The organism is Bradyrhizobium sp. (assembly GCF_035484855.1).
In the GTDB taxonomy this organism is placed as follows: domain Bacteria; phylum Pseudomonadota; class Alphaproteobacteria; order Rhizobiales; family Xanthobacteraceae; genus Bradyrhizobium.
Genome location: NZ_DATHOP010000051.1, coordinates 45,258 through 68,034 on the forward strand (window position 1 = coordinate 45,258; position 22,777 = coordinate 68,034).

General features: G+C 63.2%; 20 protein-coding genes. 10 read left to right on the forward strand and 10 right to left on the reverse strand.

Annotated elements, in window-relative coordinates:
* Positions 1 to 198: 198 nt before the first annotated feature.
* Complete coding sequence (locus VK804_RS06420) at positions 199 to 1,596, forward strand: TAXI family TRAP transporter solute-binding subunit (RefSeq protein ID WP_325369020.1); 1,398 nt, start codon at positions 199 to 201, stop codon at positions 1,594 to 1,596.
* A 198-nt stretch (positions 1,597 to 1,794) separates the two neighbouring features.
* On the opposite strand, the gene VK804_RS32960 is transcribed toward VK804_RS06420, so the two are convergent.
* Positions 1,795 to 2,706, reverse strand: coding sequence for a hypothetical protein (locus VK804_RS32960; protein ID WP_414642726.1), 912 nt, complete (start codon positions 2,704 to 2,706; stop codon positions 1,795 to 1,797).
* Between the two features lie 424 nt (positions 2,707 to 3,130).
* Here VK804_RS32960 and VK804_RS06430 point away from each other — a divergent pair, with 424 nt between their 5' ends.
* Both VK804_RS06430 and VK804_RS06435 read left to right on the forward strand, forming a co-directional pair.
* Entirely contained in the window at positions 3,131 to 4,243 is a 1,113-nt protein-coding gene (locus tag VK804_RS06430; RefSeq protein ID WP_325369022.1) for a cyclic nucleotide-gated ion channel, read from the forward strand.
* Positions 4,240 to 5,037 carry an enoyl-CoA hydratase/isomerase family protein gene (locus VK804_RS06435; protein ID WP_325369024.1) on the forward strand — a complete coding sequence of 266 codons (798 nt, stop codon included), beginning with the start codon at positions 4,240 to 4,242 and terminating at the stop codon, positions 5,035 to 5,037. Before VK804_RS06430 ends, VK804_RS06435 begins: the two co-directional genes overlap by 4 nt.
* A 136-nt stretch (positions 5,038 to 5,173) precedes the next feature.
* On the opposite strand, the gene VK804_RS06440 is transcribed toward VK804_RS06435, so the two are convergent.
* The 6 genes from VK804_RS06440 to VK804_RS06465 form a co-directional block, all read right to left on the reverse strand.
* Positions 5,174 to 5,869, reverse strand: a complete 696-nt coding sequence (locus tag VK804_RS06440) for a nitroreductase (RefSeq protein ID WP_325369026.1) — start codon at positions 5,867 to 5,869, stop codon at positions 5,174 to 5,176.
* A 106-nt stretch (positions 5,870 to 5,975) separates the two neighbouring features.
* A complete protein-coding gene (locus VK804_RS06445) occupies positions 5,976 to 7,220 on the reverse strand; it encodes an acyl-CoA dehydrogenase (RefSeq protein ID WP_325369028.1) in 1,245 nt (414 codons plus the stop codon).
* Positions 7,221 to 7,364: 144 nt separating this feature from the next.
* Positions 7,365 to 8,609: an acyl-CoA dehydrogenase gene (locus tag VK804_RS06450; protein WP_325369030.1), complete on the reverse strand. Its 1,245-nt coding sequence runs from the start codon at positions 8,607 to 8,609 to the stop codon at positions 7,365 to 7,367.
* 120 nt (positions 8,610 to 8,729) lie between these two features.
* Entirely contained in the window at positions 8,730 to 9,857 is a 1,128-nt protein-coding gene (locus VK804_RS06455) for an acyl-CoA dehydrogenase family protein (protein WP_325369032.1), read from the reverse strand.
* A 73-nt stretch (positions 9,858 to 9,930) separates the two neighbouring features.
* Positions 9,931 to 10,689 (reverse strand): SDR family NAD(P)-dependent oxidoreductase, encoded by a 759-nt coding sequence (locus VK804_RS06460; protein ID WP_325369034.1) that lies wholly within the window; start codon positions 10,687 to 10,689, stop codon positions 9,931 to 9,933.
* A 129-nt stretch (positions 10,690 to 10,818) separates the two neighbouring features.
* Entirely contained in the window at positions 10,819 to 11,472 is a 654-nt protein-coding gene (locus VK804_RS06465) for a TetR family transcriptional regulator (RefSeq protein ID WP_325369036.1), read from the reverse strand.
* A 152-nt stretch (positions 11,473 to 11,624) separates the two neighbouring features.
* Here VK804_RS06465 and VK804_RS06470 point away from each other — a divergent pair, with 152 nt between their 5' ends.
* A complete protein-coding gene (locus VK804_RS06470; protein WP_325369038.1) occupies positions 11,625 to 12,797 on the forward strand; it encodes an acetyl-CoA C-acetyltransferase in 1,173 nt (390 codons plus the stop codon).
* A gap of 59 nt (positions 12,798 to 12,856) precedes the next feature.
* On the opposite strand, the gene VK804_RS06475 is transcribed toward VK804_RS06470, so the two are convergent.
* Positions 12,857 to 13,864, reverse strand: a complete 1,008-nt coding sequence (locus tag VK804_RS06475; protein WP_325369040.1) for a hypothetical protein — start codon at positions 13,862 to 13,864, stop codon at positions 12,857 to 12,859.
* 179 nt (positions 13,865 to 14,043) lie between these two features.
* Between VK804_RS06475 and VK804_RS06480 the strand changes: the two genes are divergently transcribed.
* The 3 genes from VK804_RS06480 (at position 14,044) to VK804_RS06490 (ending at position 17,197) form a co-directional block, all read left to right on the forward strand.
* Positions 14,044 to 15,207, forward strand: coding sequence for an alpha/beta hydrolase (locus VK804_RS06480; RefSeq protein WP_325369042.1), 1,164 nt, complete (start codon positions 14,044 to 14,046; stop codon positions 15,205 to 15,207).
* 91 nt (positions 15,208 to 15,298) lie between these two features.
* Entirely contained in the window at positions 15,299 to 16,765 is a 1,467-nt protein-coding gene (locus VK804_RS06485) for a tetratricopeptide repeat protein (protein ID WP_325369044.1), read from the forward strand.
* Between the two features lie 132 nt (positions 16,766 to 16,897).
* Positions 16,898 to 17,197, forward strand: a complete 300-nt coding sequence (locus VK804_RS06490) for a hypothetical protein (RefSeq protein ID WP_325369046.1) — start codon at positions 16,898 to 16,900, stop codon at positions 17,195 to 17,197.
* A gap of 238 nt (positions 17,198 to 17,435) precedes the next feature.
* Here the strand turns inward: VK804_RS06490 and VK804_RS06495 are convergent, their stop codons facing one another.
* Complete coding sequence (locus tag VK804_RS06495; protein WP_325369048.1) at positions 17,436 to 18,158, reverse strand: hypothetical protein; 723 nt, start codon at positions 18,156 to 18,158, stop codon at positions 17,436 to 17,438.
* A gap of 144 nt (positions 18,159 to 18,302) precedes the next feature.
* On the opposite strand from VK804_RS06495, the gene mbfA reads away from it, so the two are divergent.
* A complete protein-coding gene (mbfA, locus tag VK804_RS06500; protein ID WP_325369050.1) occupies positions 18,303 to 19,274 on the forward strand; it encodes an iron exporter MbfA in 972 nt (323 codons plus the stop codon).
* 18 nt (positions 19,275 to 19,292) lie between these two features.
* On the opposite strand, the gene VK804_RS06505 is transcribed toward mbfA, so the two are convergent.
* Entirely contained in the window at positions 19,293 to 20,294 is a 1,002-nt protein-coding gene (locus VK804_RS06505) for an ABC transporter substrate-binding protein (RefSeq protein WP_325369052.1), read from the reverse strand.
* A gap of 261 nt (positions 20,295 to 20,555) precedes the next feature.
* On the opposite strand from VK804_RS06505, the gene VK804_RS06510 reads away from it, so the two are divergent.
* On the forward strand, positions 20,556 to 21,086 hold the full coding sequence (locus VK804_RS06510) for a cytochrome b (protein ID WP_325369054.1): 531 nt from the start codon (positions 20,556 to 20,558) through the stop codon (positions 21,084 to 21,086).
* A 104-nt stretch (positions 21,087 to 21,190) separates the two neighbouring features.
* Complete coding sequence (locus VK804_RS06515) at positions 21,191 to 22,663, forward strand: amidase (protein WP_325369056.1); 1,473 nt, start codon at positions 21,191 to 21,193, stop codon at positions 22,661 to 22,663.
* Positions 22,664 to 22,777: the final 114 nt, after the last annotated feature.

Genomic DNA, 22,777 nt, shown 5'->3' on the forward strand with positions numbered 1-22,777 from the left:
CCGCGGCGCGAATGCAACCTTCGAAGGTATGGTTGCCCGCGCGCCCCGGTTTGCAATCCGCCTGGGTGCGGATATCATCGAAGGACAAGAATTGTCGTTCTATTTTAGACATTTACGATCTCGTCGGGCAGTCCGCGGTGCCGATTGTGCGGCGCCAACGCCAGCAGTTCGCGGGGTTGAGCGTCACGGGGTTGAGCCATGGGTGCTGAAATGCCGACGCCATCCGCCGAGCCGCCGCCCGGGCGTTCGCAAGCCGTCAACAGCAACCGCCGGCAGATGTTGCTGTTCCTTGTGCTGACGCTGATCCTGACGGCGGCAACCGTATGGGGGGTGCGGGTCTGGCTGCGCAATTCGGAAACGCTGGTGTTCGCGACAGGCGACGCCAACGGCGTCGAGGCGCGCTTCGCCACGAGGCTTGCCGCCATGCTCAAGAACACCAATTCGCGGCTGCGACTGAAGATCGTCGCCAGCCCCGACAGCGCCAAGGCGCTCGCCGCGTTCGACCGCCGGCAGGCCGATCTAGCGGTGCTGCGCACCGACGCCAAGGTGCCGCCGCGCGCCCGCGCGCTGGCGATCCTGGAACATGACGTGTTGCTGTTGATCAGCCCGGGCAGCAAGAAGATCGCCTCATTGGCCGACTTGCGAAAAAAGAAGATCGCGGTGCTGGCCGACGGCGACAACAATCTGGCCTTCGTCCGCAGCCTACTGGACATCTCCGACAATGCCGACGCCGCGCGGGTGCAGATGGCGCCGCCGAATTCGACGCTCGACAAGCTGTTCGGCTCGGGCGGCTATGGCGCGGTCATTGCGCTCGCGCACACCTCGACGCTGGTGAAGGACAAGCGTTACGAGCAATATGCCAAGCATGGCGCCTTCACCATCAACAAGATCGACGAGTCGAAAGCGCTGACGCAGCGCAATCCCGGGATCACCGAGGAGACGCTTTCGACAGGCGAGTTGTCCTCCTCGCCCGAGATTCCCGACGACGACCTCGATACGATCGGCTTGCAGTGGCTTTTGGTCGCATCCTCCCGGATGTCGGCGACGACGGCGGAGGATCTCGCGCGAGCCATTTATGAGAACAAGGCGGAACTGGCGTTGCCGGATGGCTTCGCCTCCCGGATCGAACCGGCCGACACCGACAAGGACGCCTTCGTCGTCGCGCACCGGGGCGCGGCCGACTACATCAACGACTCCACCAAGTCGTTCATGGAACGCTACAGCGACGTGCTTTATCTCGGCGCCGCCGCGCTCAGCGTCATCGGCTCGATCTTCGCCGGCATCTATACCAGCCTGACCCGGGTTGCGCCGGAAAAGGCCAGCGAACTTGCGACCGCCATTCTCGACATTGGCGAGCGGATCGAGCACGCCTCCTCGCCGGATGCGCTGGAAGCCCTGCAGGACGAACTCGAAGGCGTGCTGCGCGGCGCGGTGATCGGCCTGCGCGACGGCACCATCTCCAGCGACGGGCTCGATACGTTCAAGCTCGGCTACGAACTGGTCCGCGAGCAAATCAGCATGCGCCGGGAGCACCTGAAGCGGCGCGCCGGCCACGAGGACAACGTGGTGGTGGTGAAGTCCGCGCAAAGCGCGTGAGCGGCATTTCGCGGATCGCATTTTCAAATAGCGAAGTTGCAACTGGTGCTCAAACCGTCATTGCGAGCGCAAGCGAAGCAATCCATCGTGCAACGAGAAAGAAAGCAAGAATGGATTGCTTCGTCGCAAGCGCTCCTCGCAATGACGGCAACTGATCGTCATGCCCGAGGGGAGATCACCGCGCATGACTTCGCGATCTCACCGCGTGTCGCCATTGCCGCCGGGGGCCGTGGCTGCCGGCTGCGCCGCGCCGGGATATTGATCCCACGCCATGAAAACGGTCTTGAACACCTGATCGCCGGAGGTGCCCTTGTCGATGGCCAGGATGGCGCGCCGCTGGTTGGTGTAGACGATCGGAATGTCGATCCACGAACGCTCCAATAGCAGGTTCTGGTTGCGCTCCCGGTCCGCCGGCGCATTCGACAGCCCGACCATGAAAAGCCCGCCGGCGACGGCAACGGAAACCCCGGCCAGCGGCACACCCCGTGCCTGTTGGTTCAATTTCATCAGGATCCCCGGCACGTTCGAAATCCCGCCGCCCTCGAAGCCGGCCGGCAGTTGGAACGTCAGTTCCGCGACGTGGCTTGCCGGCAAGGTGGGGTCGAGATTGCGCTTGAACGACATCGTCATCCGCAGCCCGCGCGATGGCACCTCGATTTCGGCGCGGACGGCGGGTTCGCGCGCTTTGCCTGCGGCCTTGACGGGTTCGGCGCGCCAGACCACCGAGCCGACATATTGCCGGCCGGTCGGATTGGAAGGGTCTTCGTCGTAGAGCACCACGCGTTCGCGGACGCCGTCCGTCGGCATCGGACGTACCGGGTAGGTTCGGACGGCATTCGGTGCGTCAGGCGGCGATGCCTTGGCGGCGGCCGCCTTGAGTTCGCCGATCCGTGCCGTTGCGAGCACCGCAAAGAAGGTGTTGCGATAGCGCTGGACGAAGGCTTCGAGCAGCGCCGGATTGGTCGTATCCTTGACGGCATCCCAGGCTTCTGCCGCTTCGCTTTTCGGCGCAGCGCGATCGTTCGATCCGCTGCCCGGGGGCGACGGAGGGCTGTTCCCGAGATCCTCGGCGTGAACGGCAGTCATCGCCAGGCTGACGGCGGCGATCAACACCACTCGAACAACGAAGTCACAGACAGCGCGGCCGCTCGGCATCATGACGCAATTCAGCCCTGGAAATCCCGTCAGGTGAGGACGACGGCGTTTCGACGTCGCTGCTCACAACTGCAACGCGAGCACTTTACAGTGAAGAAGGCGGCCTCGCAATGAGAGCTACCCGATGGCTGAGTAGCCCGCATGAGTGGCATGCGGGAATCATCGTATGAAGACCCCGGATATCGCTGCGCTCATCCCGTCTACCCTTCCCCACGAAACACGCATGACCGCGGGCGAAGATGATGGGTTTCGCGAAGGGCTCAACCCATCCCACAGACGACAGCGCCTCGTTGACGATCTCGCGCCAGGGGGGCACTTTGGGGCCAGCCGCGACGGAATGACCGTCGGGCTTCTTCCAGCAACGGGCACCGCGCCACCCATGTTCAAGCCGTCCGTCACCTCCGATCTGGCGCAGTTCGTGGCCGCCACCGCCGGCCGCAACATGACCAAGGCGGCCTATGTCGCGGTCGCGATCGGGGTCGCGATGCTCCTGCTTCTGACCATCGATCCCGCCTATCAGGCGGCGCATCACTGGGTCGACTCGGTGCTGTGGGCGTGCCTTGCTTTCTTCGCGTTCGAATGGGTGGTGCGGCTTCGCCATGCTTTCCAGGCGGAGCGCGGATGGGGCTATGCGCTGTCCGGGCGCGGGCTGGTGGATGCTGCCGGCGCCGTCGCGGTTCCGCTGGCGCTGATCCTTGGCGCCGATCCCAAAACCGCGTGGCTCTTGGCGGCATTCTGGCCGCTCAAGGTGGTGCCGGGGATTCCGGGCCTGCGGCAATTGCGCCGGGTGCTGGTGCTGGAAAGCGGGCCGCTCTTGAGCGTGCTGGTGATCTTCCTGATGGTATTGTTCCTGGCCTCGGTGGCGCTGTATTTCCTGGAGCGCGATGTGCAGCCGGCGGGTTTTGGCAGCGTCGCCGCGGCGCTGTGGTGGGCGGTGGCGACGCTGACCACCACCGGCTATGGCGACGTGGTGCCGATCACGCCACTCGGCCGCGTGGTCGCGGCGGTCGTGATGATCTGCGGGCTCGGCGTGTTCGGGCTGTGGACCGGCATCCTCGCCACCGGATTTGCCGCCGAAACCCGCCGCGACAATTTCCTCAAAACCTGGGAATCCGTCACCAAGGTGCCGTTCTTCGCAGCGCTCGGCCCGGCGGCGATCGCCGACGTCACGCATATGCTGCGCACCATGGACCTGCCGGCGCGCGCCATGATCATCAAGAAGGGCCAGGCCGGCGACTGCATGTATTTCATCGCGGACGGCGAGGTCGAGGTCGATCTGCCGGGCAAGCAGGTGCGGCTCGGCGAAGGCGCGTTCTTCGGCGAGATGGCGCTGCTCGGCAACAATCTGCGTTCCGCCAACATCACCACCACGCAGGTGTCGCGGCTGCTGGTGCTCGATCTCGTTGACTTCCGCATGCTGATGGCGCGCCATCCCGACCTGGCCGAGACCATCGACGTCGAGGCCAAGCGCCGCGAGCAGGAGAACAAATGATGCAGCAACACACCACCGCCGCCGACATCGCGAGCGCGCCGGTGCTCGAACTGAGCGGCCCGCGCGCCACCATCCGCCTCAACCGTCCCAGGCATCTGAACCGGTTGCAGCCCGACGATCTCGACGAGTTGCTGAAACTGTTCGACCGGATCGAGGCCGATGCTGCGATCAGGGTATTGGTCTTGACCGGTACCGGACGCGCCTTCTCGGCCGGCTACGACCTCAACTCGGTCGCAGAGCGCGCCACCAGCGCGATGGAGGAGAAGAGCGCAGACAGCGCGTTCGAGGTCGTGGTCAACCGGCTCGAAGACCTTAGCCTGCCGACGATCTGCCGGCTCAATGGCGGTGTCTATGGCGGCTCGACGGATCTGGCGCTGGCCTGCGATTTCCGCATCGGCGTCGATAGTTGCGAGATGTTCATGCCGGCCGCACGGCTCGGGCTGCATTATTACAAGAGCGGCATCGCCCGCTATGTGACGCGGCTTGGCGTCGACAATGCCAAGAAACTGTTCCTGACCGCCGAGAAGATCGGCGCCGCGGAGATGCTGCGGATCGGCTATCTCACCGCGATGGCGCCGGCGGAAGCGCTGGACCAGGAGGTCGACCGGCTGGCGGCGCTGCTCGCCGGCAACGCGCCGGTGGCGATGGCCGGCATGAAGCGCACCATCAACGAATTCGCCCGCGGCAAGCTCGATGAAGCCGCCGCCGACCGCCGCGCCCGCGACAGCATGCGCAGCGCCGAGATCAAGGAAGGCATCGCCGCGTTCGCGGAGAAACGGCCGCCGAAGTTTTAGGGTGTGACGTGTTGGAGTTGCATCAATTCATCCCGCAAGGCAGGGCGTGGACAAAAATCGCGAAAACAACCCCATGCAAAGTAGAGTGGAGCCAGCTCGCGGCACTCTTGCTGCGCTGCGTCGCGGAGGGTTACGATCATTCGTCGATGAAGGTGACGGTATCGCCGACAGAGGCCCGCGTGGTGCGGTAGCTGTTGGCCTTGTGGGCGCGGTCGGGATAGCCGAAGGAAATGCCGCAGACCACCTTGCGGTCGTCGCCCAATCCAAAATGCGCTCGCACCGGTTCGGAATGAAACGCCAGCGCCGCCTGCGGCACGGTGGCTATGCCGAGCGCCTGCGCCGCCAGCATGAAGCTCGTGACATAGCCGCCGCAGTCGATCGCGCCGTAGACACCGAGCGCCTCGTCGGTGTGCACGATGGCGACATGCGGCGCGCCGAAGAAATTGAAATTTTCCAGGGCCTGCCTGGCATAGGCGGCCTTGTCGCCTCTGGGGATGCCGAGCGAATTGTAAAGCTGAAACCCGCTTTCGCGCCGGCGCTCCAGATAGACGCCGCGATATTCGCGCGGGAACGGAAAATCGCCGCTGTTCGGCTTGCCGCTACTGGCGGCGCCGTACATCACGTCGCGGAATTTTTTGGTCGCTTGCCCCGAGGCGATCTCGAGCCGCCATGGCTGGCTGTTGCACCACGACGCGGTCTTCTGCGCCGCCGCCAAAATGCGCTCGATGGTCGCGCGCGGCACCGGATCAGGCCGGAACGCGCGGCAGGAAAAGCGCTCGCTCAGCAGTTCTTCGAGCACCTCGATCGGCGCGGTGTCGGTTTTGGTGTCCATAATGTTGTCGCCTCTCTCAGCGTCCGTAGGGTGGGCAAAGCGAAGCGTGCCCACCACCTATCGTGACGCGCGGTGGGCATCGCAAGCGCGATGCCCACCCTACAAGCTATCGTCCCTTGGTCGGAATCTTGTTGAACGGCACGTCCTTGTCGACTCGGATGTCGCCGGGTAGCCCGAGCACGCGCTCGGCGATGATGTTGCGCAGGATTTCGTCGGTGCCGCCGGCGATCCGCATCGACGGCGACGACAAGAGCATCTGCTGGAACTGGCCGCGCGCCTGTTCCTCGTCTGCTCCGGTCAAGGCGCCGGCGGCGCCTTCGAGATCCATCGCATAGGTCGCGATGTCCTGCAGCATCGATCCGGCGACCAATTTTCCGATCGAGTTTTCCGGCCCCGGCCGCTCGCCCTTCGACAGCGCCGATATCGCGCGGTAGCTGGTGTATTTCAGCCCGCTCGCCTTCACCGCCCAATGCGCAAGCTTCGAGCGGGTGGCGCGGTCGTCGATCGCCGGGCCGTCGTCGGTCATCAGGTTGGAGCAGAACTCGAACATCTCGGGAAAGCCAGTGGCGAGCCGCGAGCCGATCGACATGCGCTCGTTCATCAGCGTGGTCAGCGACACGTTCCAGCCGTCGCCGACCGCGCCGAGCCGCTGCGAATCGGGGATCACGACGTCGGTGAAATAGACCTCGTTGAATTCCTGCATGCCGTTGGCCTGCTTGATGGGGCGCACCTCCACGCCCTTGCTCTTCATGTCGAGAAAGAACATCGTCAGGCCCTTGTGCTTCGGCACATTGGGATCGGTGCGCGTGATCAGCAGGCCGTAATCCGAATAATGCGCGCCCGAGGTCCAGATCTTCTGGCCATTGATGATCCAGTCGTCGCCGCGCTTTTCCGCGCGGGTGCGCAGGCCCGCGACGTCGGAGCCCCCGGCGGGCTCGGAAAACAGCTGGCACCAGATCTGTTCGCCGGCGGCGAGTTTCGGCAGGTAATGGCGTTTGTGCTCCTCAGAGCCATAGGCCATCACGGTCGGGCCGCACATGCCCTCGCCGATCTGGAACGGCTGCGTCAGCTTGCCGTAGACGCCCTCTTCCTGCTGCCAGATCACGCGCTCGATCGGCGTGGCGCCGCGGCCGCCATATTCCTTCGGCCAGTGCAGGCAGGCCCACCCGGCTTGCGCCTTCTTCTTCTGCCAGGCCTTGCCGACCTCGACCATGTCGTGGTGCTGCAGGCGGATGCGGCCGAGCGAGGATTTCGAGAGCTCGGCTTCCAGCTCCTTCGGCGCGTTGCCGTCGATCCATTTCCGCGCGGTGGCGCGGAATTCGGCTTCCTGCGGGGTGTCATCGAAATTCATTCACATTCTCCTCTGGTCGTTCCCCGGACGCCGCGCAGCACGAAGTGATGCGCTGCTGATCCGGGGTCCATCGAGTAGCGTTCTTTGGGTCCCGGCTCTGCGGAGCAGCGCCAAGAGAGCTGCACCGCGTCCGGGACACGAGCATCATCGTCCCTTCGTCGGAATCTTGTTGAACGGCACGTCCTTGTCCACCCTGATATCGCCGGGTAGGCCCAAGACGCGCTCGGCGATGATGTTGCGCATGATCTCGTCGGTGCCGCCCTCGACGCGGGTTCCCGGCGCGCGCAACAGCATCGCCTGGAATTTGCCGGTGGCCTCCGCATCCTCCGGCCCGCTGAGCACGCCGCTCGCGCCCTGCAGATCGAGCGCGTAGGCCGCGACGTCCTGCACCATCGAGCCTGCGACCAATTTGCCGATCGAATTCTCCGGTCCCGGCCGCTCGCCCTTCGACAGCGCCGAGATCGCGCGCATGCTGGTATATTTCAGCCCGCTCGCCTTCACCGCCCATTGCGCGAGTTTCGAGCGGACGTTGCGATCGTCGATCGCAGGACCCTCTTCCAGCATCAAATTGCTGCAGAATTCGAACAACTCGGGAAAACCGGTGGAGACGCCGGCGCCGATCGACATCCGTTCGTTCATCAGCGTGGTCAGTGACACGTTCCAGCCGTCATTGACTTCGCCGAGCCGCTGCGCGTCCGGGATTTTCACGTCGGTGAAGAACACCTCGTTGAAATCGGACTGGCCGCTGGCCTGCTTGATCGGTTTTATGACCACCCCCGGGCTCCTCATATCGAGGAAGAACATGGTGAGCCCCTTGTGCTTGGGCACGTTGGGATCGGTGCGCGTCAGCAGGATGCCGTAGTCCGAATAATGCGCGCCGGAAGTCCAGATCTTCTGGCCGTTGATAATCCAGTCGCTGCCACTCTTTTCCGCGCGCGTGCGAAGCCCCGCGACATCGGAGCCGCCGGCGGGCTCGGAGAACAGCTGGCACCAGATGTTTTCGCCAGAGGCCAGCGGCGGCAGGTATTTGCGCTTCTGGTCTTCGGCGGCGAACGCCATCATGGTCGGCCCGCACATGCCGTGGCCGATGATGAACAGGCCGGAGAGCTTTCCGAACGCGCCCTCCTCCTGCTGCCAGATCACGCGCTCGATGGGCGTGGCGCCGCGGCCGCCATATTCCTTTGGCCAATGCAGGCAGGCCCAGCCCGCGTCCGCCTTCTTCTTCTGCCAGGCCTTTGCGACCTCGAGGATGTTGGCGCCCTTCAGCGCCGTGCGGCCGAGCGAGGATTTTTTCAATTCCTCTTCATACTGCTTCGGCGCGTTGGCGGCGATCCAGGCCTTCGCCTCGGCGCGGAATGCGGCTTCCTGCGGGGTGTCGTCGAAATTCATTTCGCCTGATCCTTGCTCGTCATTCCGGGATGGTCCGAAGGACCAGACCCGGAATCTAGAAGTTAATTATCTCGAGATTCCGGGTTCGATGCTTCGCATCGCCCCGGAATGACGTTGTGGCTACGCCGCATTCCGCTTGCGCATGCGGTCGATCAGCGCGTCTTCCCAATACGACAATGAGCCGAGCCCCAATGCGGTGGCGTTGGCGCGGCGGTAGTACATGTGGCAGTCGAATTCCCAGGTGAATCCCATGCCGCCATGGACCTGGATGTTGTTCTTGGCGCAATGCTGGAACGCCTGCGTTGCGCTGATGCGCGCGGCGGCGGCGGCTTCCGGCAGTTCCGAGGCGTTGGTCGAGAGCGCCCAGGCGCCGTAATAGCAGTTCGAGCGCGCCAAGGTCGCGGAGACATACATGTCGGCCAGCATATGCTTCACCGCCTGGAACGAGCCGATCGGCCGGCCGAAGGCGATGCGGTCGAGCGCGTAGTCGCGGCCCATTCCCAGCGCGCGGTCGGCGCCGCCGACCTGTTCGAAGGCCATCAGCACGGCGGCGCGGTCGAGCACCTGCGAAAGAATGCTCCAGCCTTCGTTGGCGGCGCCGAGCGGCTCGGCCTTGCAGTTTTTGAAGGTGAGTTCGGCCTGTCCGCGCGACGGATCGACATTGGTCAGCGCCTTGGCCTCGACGCCTTCGGCCTTCATGTCGACCAGAAACAGCGAGACGTCGGTATCGCGCCCGCTCGAACCGGTGCGCGCGGCAACGACGGCGAAATCGGCGATCGCGCCGTCGGGCACCGGCTTCTTGGTGCCATTGAGGCTGCCGCCGGAAGCGACGAGTTTTATCGCTTGCGGCGACGGATTGCCCTTGCCCTCGAACAGGGCCAGCGTGCCGATCGCTTCCCCCGATGCGATCAGCGGCAGCCATTTCTGCTTCTGCGCCTCGGAACCTGCGAGCAGGATCGCTTCGGCGGCGAGATACACCGTGGATGAAAACGGCACCGGCGCCAGCGCGCGGCCCATTTCCTCCGCGATCACGCAGAGTTCGAGATGGCCGGCGCCGGCGCCGCCATAGGTCTCGGGGATCGCGACCCCGAGAAAACCCATGTCGGCAAGCCCCTTCCACAGGCCGCGGTCATAGGGCTCCTTGCCGTCCAGCACCGTGCGTACCGCCTTCGGCGGGCATTTCTCGGCGAGGAATTTTCGCGCTTCGTCGCGGAGCTGTTTCTGTTCGTCGGAGAAATCGAAGTTCATGGCGTGTTACTCGGCTTGTGTGAGGTATTTTTCGTGTCGCGTCGTCCCGGCCTTCGCCGGGACGACGATGAAATTACCGGGGCGCCATGCGGATGGCGCCGTCGAGGCGGATGGTTTCGCCGTTCAGCATCGGGTTCTCGACGATGTGGACCGCGAGGTTGCCGTATTCCGAGGCATCGCCGAGCCGCGCCGGATGCGGCACCTGCGCGCCGAGGCTTTTCCGCGCTTCCTCGTTCAGCCCCATCAACAGCGGCGTCAGGAACAGGCCGGGCGCGATGGTGTTGACGCGGATTTTCTGGCTGGCGAGGTCGCGCGCCGCCGGCAGCGTGAGACCGACCACGCCGCCCTTGGACGCCGCATAGGCGATCTGGCCGATCTGGCCCTCATAGGCCGCGACGCTGGCAGTATTGATGATGACGCCGCGCTCCTCGCCGATCGGCTCCGCCGTGACCAGCCGCTCGGCGAACAGCCGCAGCACGTTGAAGGTGCCGATCAGGTTGACATTGATGATGCGGACGAACTTCGCCAGCGGATAGACGCCATCGCGGCCGACGATACGCTGCGAGCCGCCGATCCCGGCGCAGTTCATCAAGACGCGCGCAACACCATGGGCGGCCTCGGCCTTGGCGATGCCGGCCTTGACCTGGGCCTCGTCGGTGACGTCGGCATGGACGGCCACGCCCTTTACTTCCGCCGCGACTTTTTCGGCATTCTCCAGGCTCTGGTCGAGCACGGCGATCTTCGCGCCCTTGGCGGCCATGGCACGCGCAGTGGCGGCGCCCAGGCCCGAGCCTCCACCGGTGATGAGAACGGCAACGTCTTTCAACTGCATGAGAGAACCTCCCTTGATGTTTCTTTCTTTGGGGCGAATGGCGAGTGGCGAATAGCGAATGGGGAAAATGACCCTTCTCTGTTCTTCCCTATTCGCTATTCGCTATTCGCCGCTTCCATTCGCCATTCGCTATTCGCTTCTTCTCAACATGCCTCCGCAAATCAGCGCTTCCATGTGCTTGATGTATTGGCGGCAGACCTCGTCGGTGACGGGGCCGACGCCGGACGCGCGCGACATCGCGTGCCGTCCGAAGAACAGGTGATCGCAGGCGCCGATCAGGCTGGTGTAGAACAGCACGGGATCGATGGCGCGGAACTCGCCGGCCCTGGTGCCTTCGGCGAGCAGGCGGCGATGGAAATCAAGCAAGGGTGCCACGAAGAACTTTGAAACCTCGTCAGCGGCTTCCGCGCTGCTCTCATGCAAGAGATAATGGATCAGCCGGTTCATATAGGGGAACTGGTGGTAGGCGCGGATGATGCCGGCGATATGCAGCTTCAGTTTCGCGGTAGGCTGAATCGGCTGCGCCAGCAGATATTCGAGGTTCTCCACCTCGGTGGCGGCGTCGCGCGCCAACAGCGCCAGCAACAGGCCGTCCTTGTTGCCGAAATGATATTTCACCAGGGCGGCGTTGACGCCGGATTTTTGCGCGATGTCGCTGAGCGACACCTCGATCGAGGAGCGTTCGATCATCAGTTCGCTGGCCGCGACCAGGAGCTTCTCGGCGGTGCTGTTCTTCGCCGAGGGATGCCTGACCGGCATACTGGTATTCAACTGTGACGCCATGGCCCGCCCGTCGGGAGAATTTGCGAAGGCAGATAAGCCGATGAAGCGGCCGCACTCAAGAGTTAATTGATTGATTGACTAAATCCCTCTGCGCACCTTAAATCCGCTCCCGTCATTCAAACCATGCCCCATAACAAGCAGGGAGAACCGTCATGGCCGAGGCCTATATCGTCGCCGCCGCGCGCACCGCGGGCGGCCGCAAGGGAGGCCGCCTCGCCGGCTGGCATCCGGCCGATCTCGCCGCTTCGGTGCTGGATGCGCTGGTCGAGCGCTCGGGCGCCGCCCCCGACCAGATCGAGGACGTGATCATGGGCTGCGTGATGCAGGCCGGCGAGCAGTCCAACAACGTCGCGCGCAACGCCATCATGGCCTCGAGGTTGCCGGAGAGCGTGCCCGGCACCTCGATCGACCGGCAATGCGGCTCCTCGCAGCAGGCGCTGCATTTCGCGGCGCAAGCCGTGATGTCCGGCACGATGGATTGCGTGATCGCCGCCGGCGTCGAATCGATGACGCGGGTGCCGATGGGACTGGCCTCGCAGCTGCCGGCCAAGAACGGCTTTGGGCATTACAAGAGCCCGGGCATCGAGAAGCATTATCCGAACATCGTTTTCAGCCAGTTCACCGGCGCGGAGATGATGGCCGAAAAATACGGGCTGTCGAAGGATGAACTCGACGAATATTCCTACCACAGCCACCAGCGCGCGATTGCGGCGACGCAAGGCGGAAAATTCAAGGACGAGATCGTCCCGCTTACGATCACCCGCGCCGACGGCTCGACCGATACGCATGCGATCGACGAAGGCATCCGCTTCGACGCCACGCTCGAAGGCATCCGGGGAGTCAAGCTGATCGCGGAGAACGGCAAGCTCACCGCCGCCAGCGCCAGCCAGATCTGCGACGGCGCCTCCGGCGTGCTGGTGGTCAACGAACGCGGCTTGAAGGCGCTCGGTGTGAAACCGATGGCGCGGATCCACCACATGACCATGATGGGCGGCGATCCCGTGATCATGCTGGACGCGCCGCTGCACGCCACCGAGCGCGCGCTGAAGAAGGCCGGCATGTCGATCGACGACATCGACCTGTTCGAGGTCAACGAGGCCTTTGCCTCGGTGCCCACGGCATGGCTGAAAACGACAGGCGCCGATCCGACAAAACTCAACGTCAATGGCGGCGCGATCGCGCTCGGCCATCCGCTCGGCGGCTCCGGCACCAAGCTGATGACCACGCTGGTCAATGCGCTGAAGCAGCGCGGCAAGCGCTACGGCCTGCAGACCATGTGCGAAGGCGGCGGCATGGCCAACGTGACGATCGTGGAGAGGCTGTAGAAAGCCGCATCAGCAATAACGGTGTCGTCCCGGCCTTGAGCCGGGACGAGCTATTGCAATCAGCCTATCGGCGTCAACGCACCGTTCAGATTGAATGCAAAGTAGAACCTGACGTGCGGATGCCGCCGCTGGTGCTCAGCAAAGTCGGCGACGGTCACTTTTCCCTCCCAACCGGGGTGCACATGCCTGCTTGCTAGGAACGCCATCAATCCTTCGCCGACGCCTATGAGGCTCGCCAGCATATCGCGCATATAGATAAGCAAAGGCACTTCGGGCTCCGGCGTGTCCGGATGAACGATCTCGATCATCGGTGGCTCAATCTGCCCATTTGCCGTCAGCTTGAAATCCGAAATGACCACTTGCTGATCGTCTTTCCGATGCTCCACGCAGTGGCGGCAGTTCCGCAAAAACTTCGCGAATTTTGCTATTGACTTGATTCTGTCGAGCTCTGCCGGCTCGAGCGAATGAGCAGACTTGGCGGCCTCCACGAAGCTATCGAACCATGCTTTTCCAGCAGGCAAACGATAAAAGATTTGGCATAAAGCTAACAGCCGTTGCATGGCATGTTCAGCGCGCTGGATGAAGGATTTCGCCTTTCCCGCGATATCAGCAATCGACGGAAGGAGAAGGGTCGTACCCGCTGACTTTTGTTTCTCGTACAGAGCGGCAGATGAATCCTGCTCCTCTATTAGAGCCTCGAACACCGTGACCGCTGCGATCACCTCGTCAAAAAATGCTAGGACCGCTGATAGGAGCATGGCCTTGTCAAAGCGGGGATCAAGCATTCCCTTCTCGAATAGGTATTTGGCCGTCATGAGGATACGTCCGACCACTTGCGATGATGCGCCTACCGAATAGAGTTTCTGCTGGACATGCGGAATATCGATGTTGGTCCGGCCGGGATCGAGTTGATCAGCCAGTTGAAACTTGTAAATGGCATCCTCTTTTATCATCAGAAGAGTATGTCCAATACTGAGGAACTCCTTCAGAATACCCTCACCATCAATTCCGACCGTCCCGGAAAAGGCGGAATCACGTATAAGGTCGATCGGTCGTTTCTCGGACATGTTCTAACTTCCGAAGCAATTCGGTCCAGGGTAGCTACAGTTGGACAAGCCAGTTCATGGCATCTCTGTCCAAAGGACGGCCACGCCATCCCGCGACGGCTGATCCAGAGATTGTCATGACCGCCCTCGCGGCGTTATTTACTAAAATCTTGGGTGAAAAGCACGAGCCAATGCCGGAAATGCCCGCCCTCCCCGACATCCCGCTTCCCGCCGCCATCCGCTCGCGCTTTGTCGAGGACATCAACGGCCTGCGCATTCATGTGCTCGAAGCCGGCTTCGAGACCAAAGGCCGGCCCTGCCTGCTGCTGCTGCACGGCTTTCCCGAACTCGCCTATAGCTGGCGCAAGGTGATGCCGGCTCTCGCCGCGGCCGGCTATCACGTGATCGCGCCGGACCAGCGCGGCTATGGCCGCACCACCGGCTGGGACGCCGACTACGACGGCGACCTCGCCCCGTTCCGGCTCACCAATCTCGTGCGTGACGCGCTTGGCCTCGTCTCGGCGTTCGGCTATCGCTCTGTGGACGCCGTGATCGGACACGACTTCGGCTCCTCCGTCGCCGCCTGGTGCGCGCTGGTGCGGCCCGATGTGTTCCGCTCGGTCGCGCTGATGAGCGCGCCGTTCGCAGGCCCGCCGCCATTGCCGTTCGACACGGCCGACAAGCCTGCGGCGCCGAAGCGCGACGACCCCGTGCATCGCAGGCTCGCGGCGCTGCCGCGGCCGCGCAAACATTATCAATGGTACTATTCGACGCGCGAGGCCAACGCCGACATGCACCACGCGTCACAGGGCGTGCATGATTTCCTGCGCGGCTATTATCATCACAAGAGCGCGGACTGGAAAGCGAACGAGCCCACTCCGTTGCAATCGTGGACCGCGGGCGAACTTGCCAACCTGCCGACCTACTATGTGATGGATCTTGCGAAGAACATGGCGGAGACGGTGGCTCCGGAAATGCCGTCGAAGGAGGCGATTGCCGCCAACACCTGGCTGCCTGATCGCGAGCTGGCCTTCTACAGCGCCGAATACGAGCGCACCGGATTCCAGGGCGGCCTGCAATGGTACCGCTGCGGCACCTCCGGCGCGTTCATCCCCGAGCTGCAGACCTGGTCCGGCCGCAGCATCGACGTGCCCTCCTGCTTCATTGCAGGAAAACAGGACTGGGGCACCTACCAGCGCCCGGGCGTATTCGAGGCGATGCAGAAGACGGCCTGCACGAACATGACCGGCGTCCATCTGATCGACGGCGCCGGCCACTGGGTGCAGCAGGAGCAGCCAGACGAGGTGAGCCGGCTGCTGCTCGAGTTTTTGCGGCAGGCGGGTCGCGATCCCGGTTGCGGGTAAGAGCAAAATGCCCGACATTCCCGCTTAGCGTGAAAACAGCGGGAAGCTTCGCCGCATCCCCTAAGCGAGGCTCGCGCGTCCGGAGGCGTTTATGGCGCGGAGCGTCGTGGAAGTCTTTCTGAGTTCTACCTCTCAGGACCTGACGCCGCATCGCGAGGCCGTCTATGAGAGGCTGCGCCGCATCGAGTTTGTTCATTGCGTGCGACAGGAAGATTTCGGCGCGCAAGATTCTGACGCGGTGGATTTCTGTCGCAAAAGGGCGCAAGCGGCACGTCTATTCATCGGGCTGATTGGCATGCGTCGTGGCTGGGAGCCGGAAGGCGACCATACTAAGCGCTCAATCACCGAAATGGAGTACGATTGGGCGAAGGAAGCAGGAAGGCATCGATTCATTTATATGTCGTCGGACACGTTTCCCGTTCCGGGGAACCTGCGGGAAACATCGGCGGAACACAAACGCCTGCTGGCATTTCGAAAACGAATCATGGCGGAGCGAATCGTCTCACAAAAGGGATTCGAGTCGCCCGAATTATTTGCCTCCGAGATCGTAGAGCGGCTGTTAGCCTACATCGTAGTGAGCGATCTCTTCGCTGAGATGCATCCCGAGTTCGTACGCAAGGATGCCGCCACGATTGAGGAACGGCGACCGGCCATTACCGCCGCGGTGGAGCGCCTCGCCGAGGACGATGACGTCGATCTGCTGGCCCTCGCCAAGAATCCGAAGGACGTCGATCTGGACGGCCTCGAATCGAAATTGAAGACGCGTGCGGAAACGCACGAAGCCGACGGTCGATCCTCCTTGCGAAGCAGCGCCGAATACTGGCGCCACATTGGCGCGCTCGCATTTCTGCATAATACTCAGAAAGCGCTGGCGGCTTACGAGAAAGCGGTGGTACTCGATTCGTCAGAACCCGAGGCATGGCGATTTCTCGGCGAGCTGCAGTTTCGGCTCGGTGAGCTCGATTGCGCGCAACAATCGTTCGACCGTGTCCTTGCGCTTGGCAAATCGACCGATGACCTTAAGACGCAATCAATAGGCTGTACGCGGTTAGGATGGATTTTCCGGGATCGCGGCGATTTGACCATCGCCGAGGCTCTAATCGCCGACGCGGTCAGATTTGCGGAATCGGTCCAATGGCCGGAAGGCATGGCCCGCGCCTACGGCAATCTCGGACTTATCCACGAGGTTCGCGGCGATCTTGAAAAGGCCGAGGTGATGCAACACAAGTCACTTTCGCTCAGCGAGGAGCAGGGCAGCAAGGAGTTAATGGCCGCCGCCTATGGCAATCTTGGAGTCATCTACTATGCCCGCGGCGATCTCGATGAGGCCGAAGAGTTGCACCGCAAGGCATTTGCGCTTAGCGAAGAGCTGGGCAACAGGCAGGGAATGGCCATCGCCTGCAGCAATCTCGGCGGCATCCATTCGCAAAAAGGCGACAATGCAGCCATGTGCGATTCCTGGCGCAAGGCGCGCGATCTCTATCGACAGTTGGGACTGTCGAAAGAAGCCGCCGAGGCGGAGACCTGGCTTGAGCAGAACAAATGCGGCGAGAGCTGACCTGAACGCCAGCCGGTCAAGCCGTTCATTCCCCCTGAATTGACGTGCAATAACCCCCTGGAACCATCGCCCGTCGCCCGCGTTGCCGACTGCCGGCAATGCGCCCGGCGCCAATCATCTGGAGGAGAACCTATGGATAAGAAGATCGCTGGACTTTTGGGGGCGGTGGCGACGCTCGGGGCCCTGGGCGCCGCTCAGGCCGCGCCGGTGCCGGTCCCGACCGACGTCGTGCGTGCGAACTCCTTCGCCGGCCTGCTCGAGCCGATCCCGAACGCGGCCTCGTTGCTGCAGGTCGTCGACAAGACCGCGCCCGCCCCGGAGGCCAACGTCGAGCTGGCGCAGCTGGTCGTGGTGCGTCACCATCACCACCATCACCACCACCACATGCGCCGGCATCATCATCACCATCACCACCACCATCATCGCCACTGACGCCGCGGCGATCGAAGTCGTCGCGTCACATTCGATGACGAAAAACAGGACCTCGCGGTCCTGTTTTTTGTGGCTGTCGCCCGCTATTCGGGCTGATGGTTCGGGGCACGAGGGGAACAGATCGTCATTGCGAGCGCAGCGAAGCAATCTACCGAGCAGCGTAAAGAAAGAATGGATTGCTTCGCTGCGCTCGCAATGACGGGCTTCTATCTCTGCAGCCCGTCTTGAAAACCGCGCCCTATTCCTGCCTTGCCTTCTCCTTGGCGGCGCGGTGCAGATGGCGGTAGGTGCCGTCGAACACGGTGTCGGTGGCCGACGTCCATTCGGTGCCGGCCGACAGATTGGGCCTGGAGTTATAGATGCGCCGTGCCTGCAGCTCGCGCTCGGCGGATTCCTCCTCGCTCATCGGCTCCAGTTCGAAAGAGGCTTCCTCGGGGATCACGATGATCTGCGCGAACGGCTCGTTGGGGCGGAAAATATGGGTGTGGCCTTCGGCCGGCGCCTTGAACACGCAGAAGAACAACATCGGCCACCAGTTGCGGATCAATGCAGGCACTGCGATCGGCACGGTGTCGGTGGGATCGGTATAGAACCGCGGATGCGGTTCGGTGCGGACCGCCATGCCCTTCGGCACCTTGAGATCGAGCAGGATCTGATAGGTGTAGAAAATATCGCCGAAATTCCGGAACGGCGGCCATTGCAGGTCGCCGGCCGGCGGCGGACCCCAATCCCCCTCCAGCTTCAACTTGCCGTCCTTGGTGGTGACGTGCAGCTCGTTGTCGTAGGGGTAGAACAGCTCGATGCCGTATTGCGCGCCCTCGGAAAAAGGCACGCAGTGCCACACCTGTTCGCGTGAACCATCCGCGCGGGGTTCGCGCTTGCCCGCCCAGCCGGGAATCTCGAGCCGAGTCCGGCGCGGCGCCAGCCGCGGATCGTTCAGGCGGTATTTGATTTTTTCCATGCGATCTCCCCAGCGATTTTGCCTGCGGCGGCAGGAACTCGAACGGACACCGGCCGCAACGGTTCCATTCGGGCGGCGCGTTTGACCCCATCAAGGTGAACCTGTATGGTTTAGAACCATTCTAAAATGGTTTGGAAGACCGCGATGAAGAATTTCGCCGATTTGACCGAGCGCGAGGTGTTGGCGGTCGCGATTTCCTCGGAAGAGGAGGATAGCCGCATCTATATGACCTTCGCGGAAGACCTCGCCGAGCGCTATCCGGATTCGGCCAAGGTCTTCGAGGAAATGGCCGAGGAGGAGCGCGGCCATCGCCACCGGCTGCTGGAACTCTACGAGCAGCGGTTCGGTCCGCATTTGCCGCCGATCCGCCGCGACAATGTCCGGGGGTTCCTGAAGCGCCGCCCGATCTGGCTGACCAAGAACCTGTCGCTCGACACCATCCGCAAGGAGGTCGGGACGATGGAATTTGAGGCCGAGCGCTTCTACATCAAGGCCGCCGAACAGGCCGAAGATGTCGGCGCTCGCCGGCTGCTGGGCGATCTCGCCGAAGAGGAAAAGGGCCACGAGAAACTCGCGGCAAAACTGACCGACCAGATTCTCAGTCCGGACGTGCGCGAGGAAGAGGACAAGACCCGCCGTCGCGTGTTCGTGCTGCAATATGTGCAGCCCGGGCTCGCCGGATTGATGGACGGCTCGGTGTCGACGCTGGCGCCGCTGTTTGCGGCGGCCTTTGCGACGCACCAGAACTGGCAGACATTTCTGGTAGGCCTTGCCGCCTCGATCGGCGCCGGCATCAGCATGGGCTTTGCGGAGGCCTTGTCCGACGACGGCTCGCTGACCGGGCGCGGTTCGCCGTGGCTGCGCGGCATCACCTGCGGCCTGATGACGGCGCTCGGCGGGCTCGGCCACTCCATGCCGTATTTGGTCCCGGACTCTTGGCACAACGCGTTCTGGATCGCGACCGCGATCTCGGGCGTGGTGGTGTTCTTCGAGCTGTGGGCGATCGCCTATATCCGTGCGCGCTACATGGACACGCCGTTCCTGCAGGCGGTGTTCCAGATCGTGCTCGGCGGCGTCATCGTGCTCGGCGTCGGCATTTTGATCGGCGCGGCGTAGACAACGCCGGCGGAAGTGCTAGCTGCCGTCGAGGCCGCCGATCTCCGGAAAGAACATGTCCTTCCACGATGCCGGCTCGTGTTTGGTGGTGCCGACCTTGTACATGAATTTGGCGAATTTCATCGTCGCCGCCGGCGTCATGGTCCATTCGACATCGGGGCCGGTCACGACCTTCTTCACCATTTCGAGCGGCAGTTTGGAGCCGGAATCGTCGATCCAGCTTTGCGCCGTGCCTGTCGGGTCGGCGACGACGATGGCGGTCGCTTCCTTCACGGCGTCGAGGAAGGCGGCGTAGAGTTCGGGATTGTCCTTGCGAAACCGCAGCGAGGTCCATGCCACGGTGAATGTATGCGGCCCCAGCACGTCGAAGGATGACAACACGGTGTGAATGTTCTTCTGCTCCAGCTGCTGAAACTGGAACGGCGGCACGCTGAACACGGAAGAGATTCCGCCCGCCCCGCCCAGCATGGCGATGGTTGCATCCGGCGGCGACATCGACACCGTCAAGGAATCGAGCTTGGCGTAGTTGGCCTCGCCGAAGGCCGCGGCCACCGCCATCTGCAGCACCACCGCCTGCACCGACACCTTGATCGAGGGAACCGCGATGCGGTCGCGCTCGCCAAAATCCTTGACCGACTTGACGTCGGGATTGGCGGTGTTGAGCAGGAACGGCTGCGAGGAGAGCGCGCAGATGCCCTTGACCTCGTAGGCGGTGCCTTGGGTCTTGTCCCACAGCGTGATCAGGCCGGGCACCCCGCCGGCCACGATATCGGTGGAATTCGACAACAGCGCTTCGTTCATCGCCGCCGGGCCATTGAAGCGCTGCCAGGATACTTTGAAATCCTTCAAGCCACGTTGTGCGGCATATTTCTCGATCAGCCTGTCACGCTTCATGACGTTGAATTGCAAATAGCCCATCGAAAACTGCTGGGCCAACCTGATCTCGCCCGCACCGGCCGCGGTCGTCGCGCCGCCAATCGCAAGGGCGATCGCCGCACCCCTCGCCCATCCCAACCTCATCGTTCTCTCCTGGCTTGCGGTCATTTTTTGTCGACCGGGAGCGTACACGGCAGACAGCGTGTTTGTCAGCAGGTTGCGGACATGGCGGCGCACCGCTGCGCAGCGATCGCTTTCATCCACTCGCGCCATATCGATAGCGGCATCGGCGGCGCATGCCTTGACCGATTCTAAATCCCATCATTTTTGTTTGCTGCTAAGGAATAAAGCAGGCACCGGCCGGATCACGGTGATGCCGAGGATATCGTACAGGCAGGGAACCTCATGACCGACCGTTTGCAATACGGAACCACCGCGAAAGTCTTCCATTGGGCCATCGTGGCCCTGCTCGTGGTGCAATATTCGATCGGCTGGCTGATGCCGGACATCCATCGCAACATGAAGCCCGGCGTCGGCATGACGTTGCATATCTCGATTGGAATCAGCATCCTGGTGCTGATCCTGCTTCGACTGGTGTGGCGGCTGACGCATCCGGTGCCGCCGGACAGTGCCCTTCAGCCCTGGCAGCGACGATCCTCGGAAGCCGTGCACTGGCTGCTCTACGTCCTGGTGCTGGCAACCACCATGACCGGCTGGCTGTTCGCATCGTTCCGCGGCTGGTCGATCTGGTTTTTCTACCTGGTGCCGATGCCGATGCTGGCATCCGACAATGCCGCGGCCGGCAAGGCGATCGACGGCCTGCATCAGGCCGCGGAATGGTCGCTGCTGGTGCTGATCGGCCTCCATGTCGCGGGGGCGCTGGCCCATCTCTTCTTCTATCGCGACCGCATCATGCAGCGGATGCTGCCGGGATAGCGGATGCTGCCGAGATAGCAGCTCTGCGACGGCAATAGCGATCTAGCGGACGCCGTCAAAAACAAGCATCATCCGGTCACGCAACACGTCACCGGGAGCACGCCTTGGCCAAATCGCAATGGAGTTTTTGCAGCGCCACCGAATTGTCGGCGGCGCTGGCGGCGAAGAAAGTCTCCGCCGCGGAATTGGCGCAGGACGCGATCGGCCGCATCGAGCGTCACGACGGCCGGATCAACGCGGTTTGCGTGCGCGATTTCGACCGCGGCCTGGAGGCGGCCCGCGCCGCCGACGCCGCGCGGGCGAGCGGCGCAACGGGCGCGCTGCTCGGCATTCCCATGACGGTGAAGGAATCCTACAACGTCGCCGGCCTGCCGACGACTTGGGGCTTTCCGGCGCAGAAGGATTTTGTCGCAAAGGAAGACGCGCTGTCGATTACGCGGGTCAAGGACGCCGGCGGCGTGATCCTCGGCAAGACCAACGTGCCGATCGGGCTCGGCGACTGGCAGAGCTATAACGAGATCTACGGCACCACCAACAATCCCTATGATCTCGGCCGCACCCCCGGCGGCTCCTCCGGCGGATCGTCGGCGGCGCTGGCGGCAGGATACGGCCCGCTCTCGCTCGGCTCCGATATCGGCGGCTCGCTGCGGGTGCCTGCGTTTCATTGCGGCGTCTACGCGCACAAGCCGACCTATGCGCTGGTGGCGAATCGCGGCCACACGCCGCCGCCATTGCCGCCGCTGCCGCCCAGCCGCGATCTCAGCGTGATCGGGCCGATGGCGCGCTCGGCCGCCGACCTTTCGCTGCTGCTCGACGTGATCGCCGGGCCGGATCCGCTGGAGGCCGGCACCGCCTACAGGCTCGCATTGCCGCCGCCGCGCCACGGCGACTTGAAGAATTTCCGCGTGCTGCTGATCGACACCGATCCGGTGCTGCCGACCGACAAGGACGTGCGCGCCGGTATCGAGAAACTGGCCGCCAGCCTCGGCAAGGCCGGCGTGAAAGTCGCGCGCAACAGCCCGTTGCTGCCCGACTTCGCCGCATCGAGCCGGCTCTATATGCGGATGCTGATGGCCTTGTTCGGTACGGCCTTCACGCCGGAGGCCTATGCCGACGCCACGGCGACGGCTTCGAAGCTCGCTTCCGACGATATCAGCCTGAAGGCGGAGCGGTTGCGCGGCCTCGTGCTCAGCCACCGCGACTGGCTGGTGGCCGATGGCGCGCGCGCGGGCCTGCGGGCGCGGTGGCGCGAACTGTTCAAGACGTTCGACGCGGTGATCTGCCCTCTGATGCCGACGCCGGCCTATCCGCAAGATCATTCGGAGCCGCAGGAAGCGCGCCACATCGCGATCGACGGCAAGGATTACCTCTATTCGGATCAGCTGGCATGGCCCGGCATCGCCACGCTGCCCGGCCTGCCGGCGACCGCGATCCCGACAGGGCTTTCGCCGCAGGGCCTGCCGACCGGCGTGCAGATCGTGGGTCCCTTCCTGGAAGACCGCACGCCGCTGAAACTCGCCGAACTGATCGAGCGCGAATTCGGCGGATTCACACCGCCGCCGATGTTTGACGATTGAAGATTGAACACGTGAAACGAGAGCGCAACCAACAGCGTCATTGCGAGCCAACGGGTCGCGCGAACGCGCGCCCGATGACAGGCTCCGCGAAGCAATCCATTGCTGCAGCAAGCG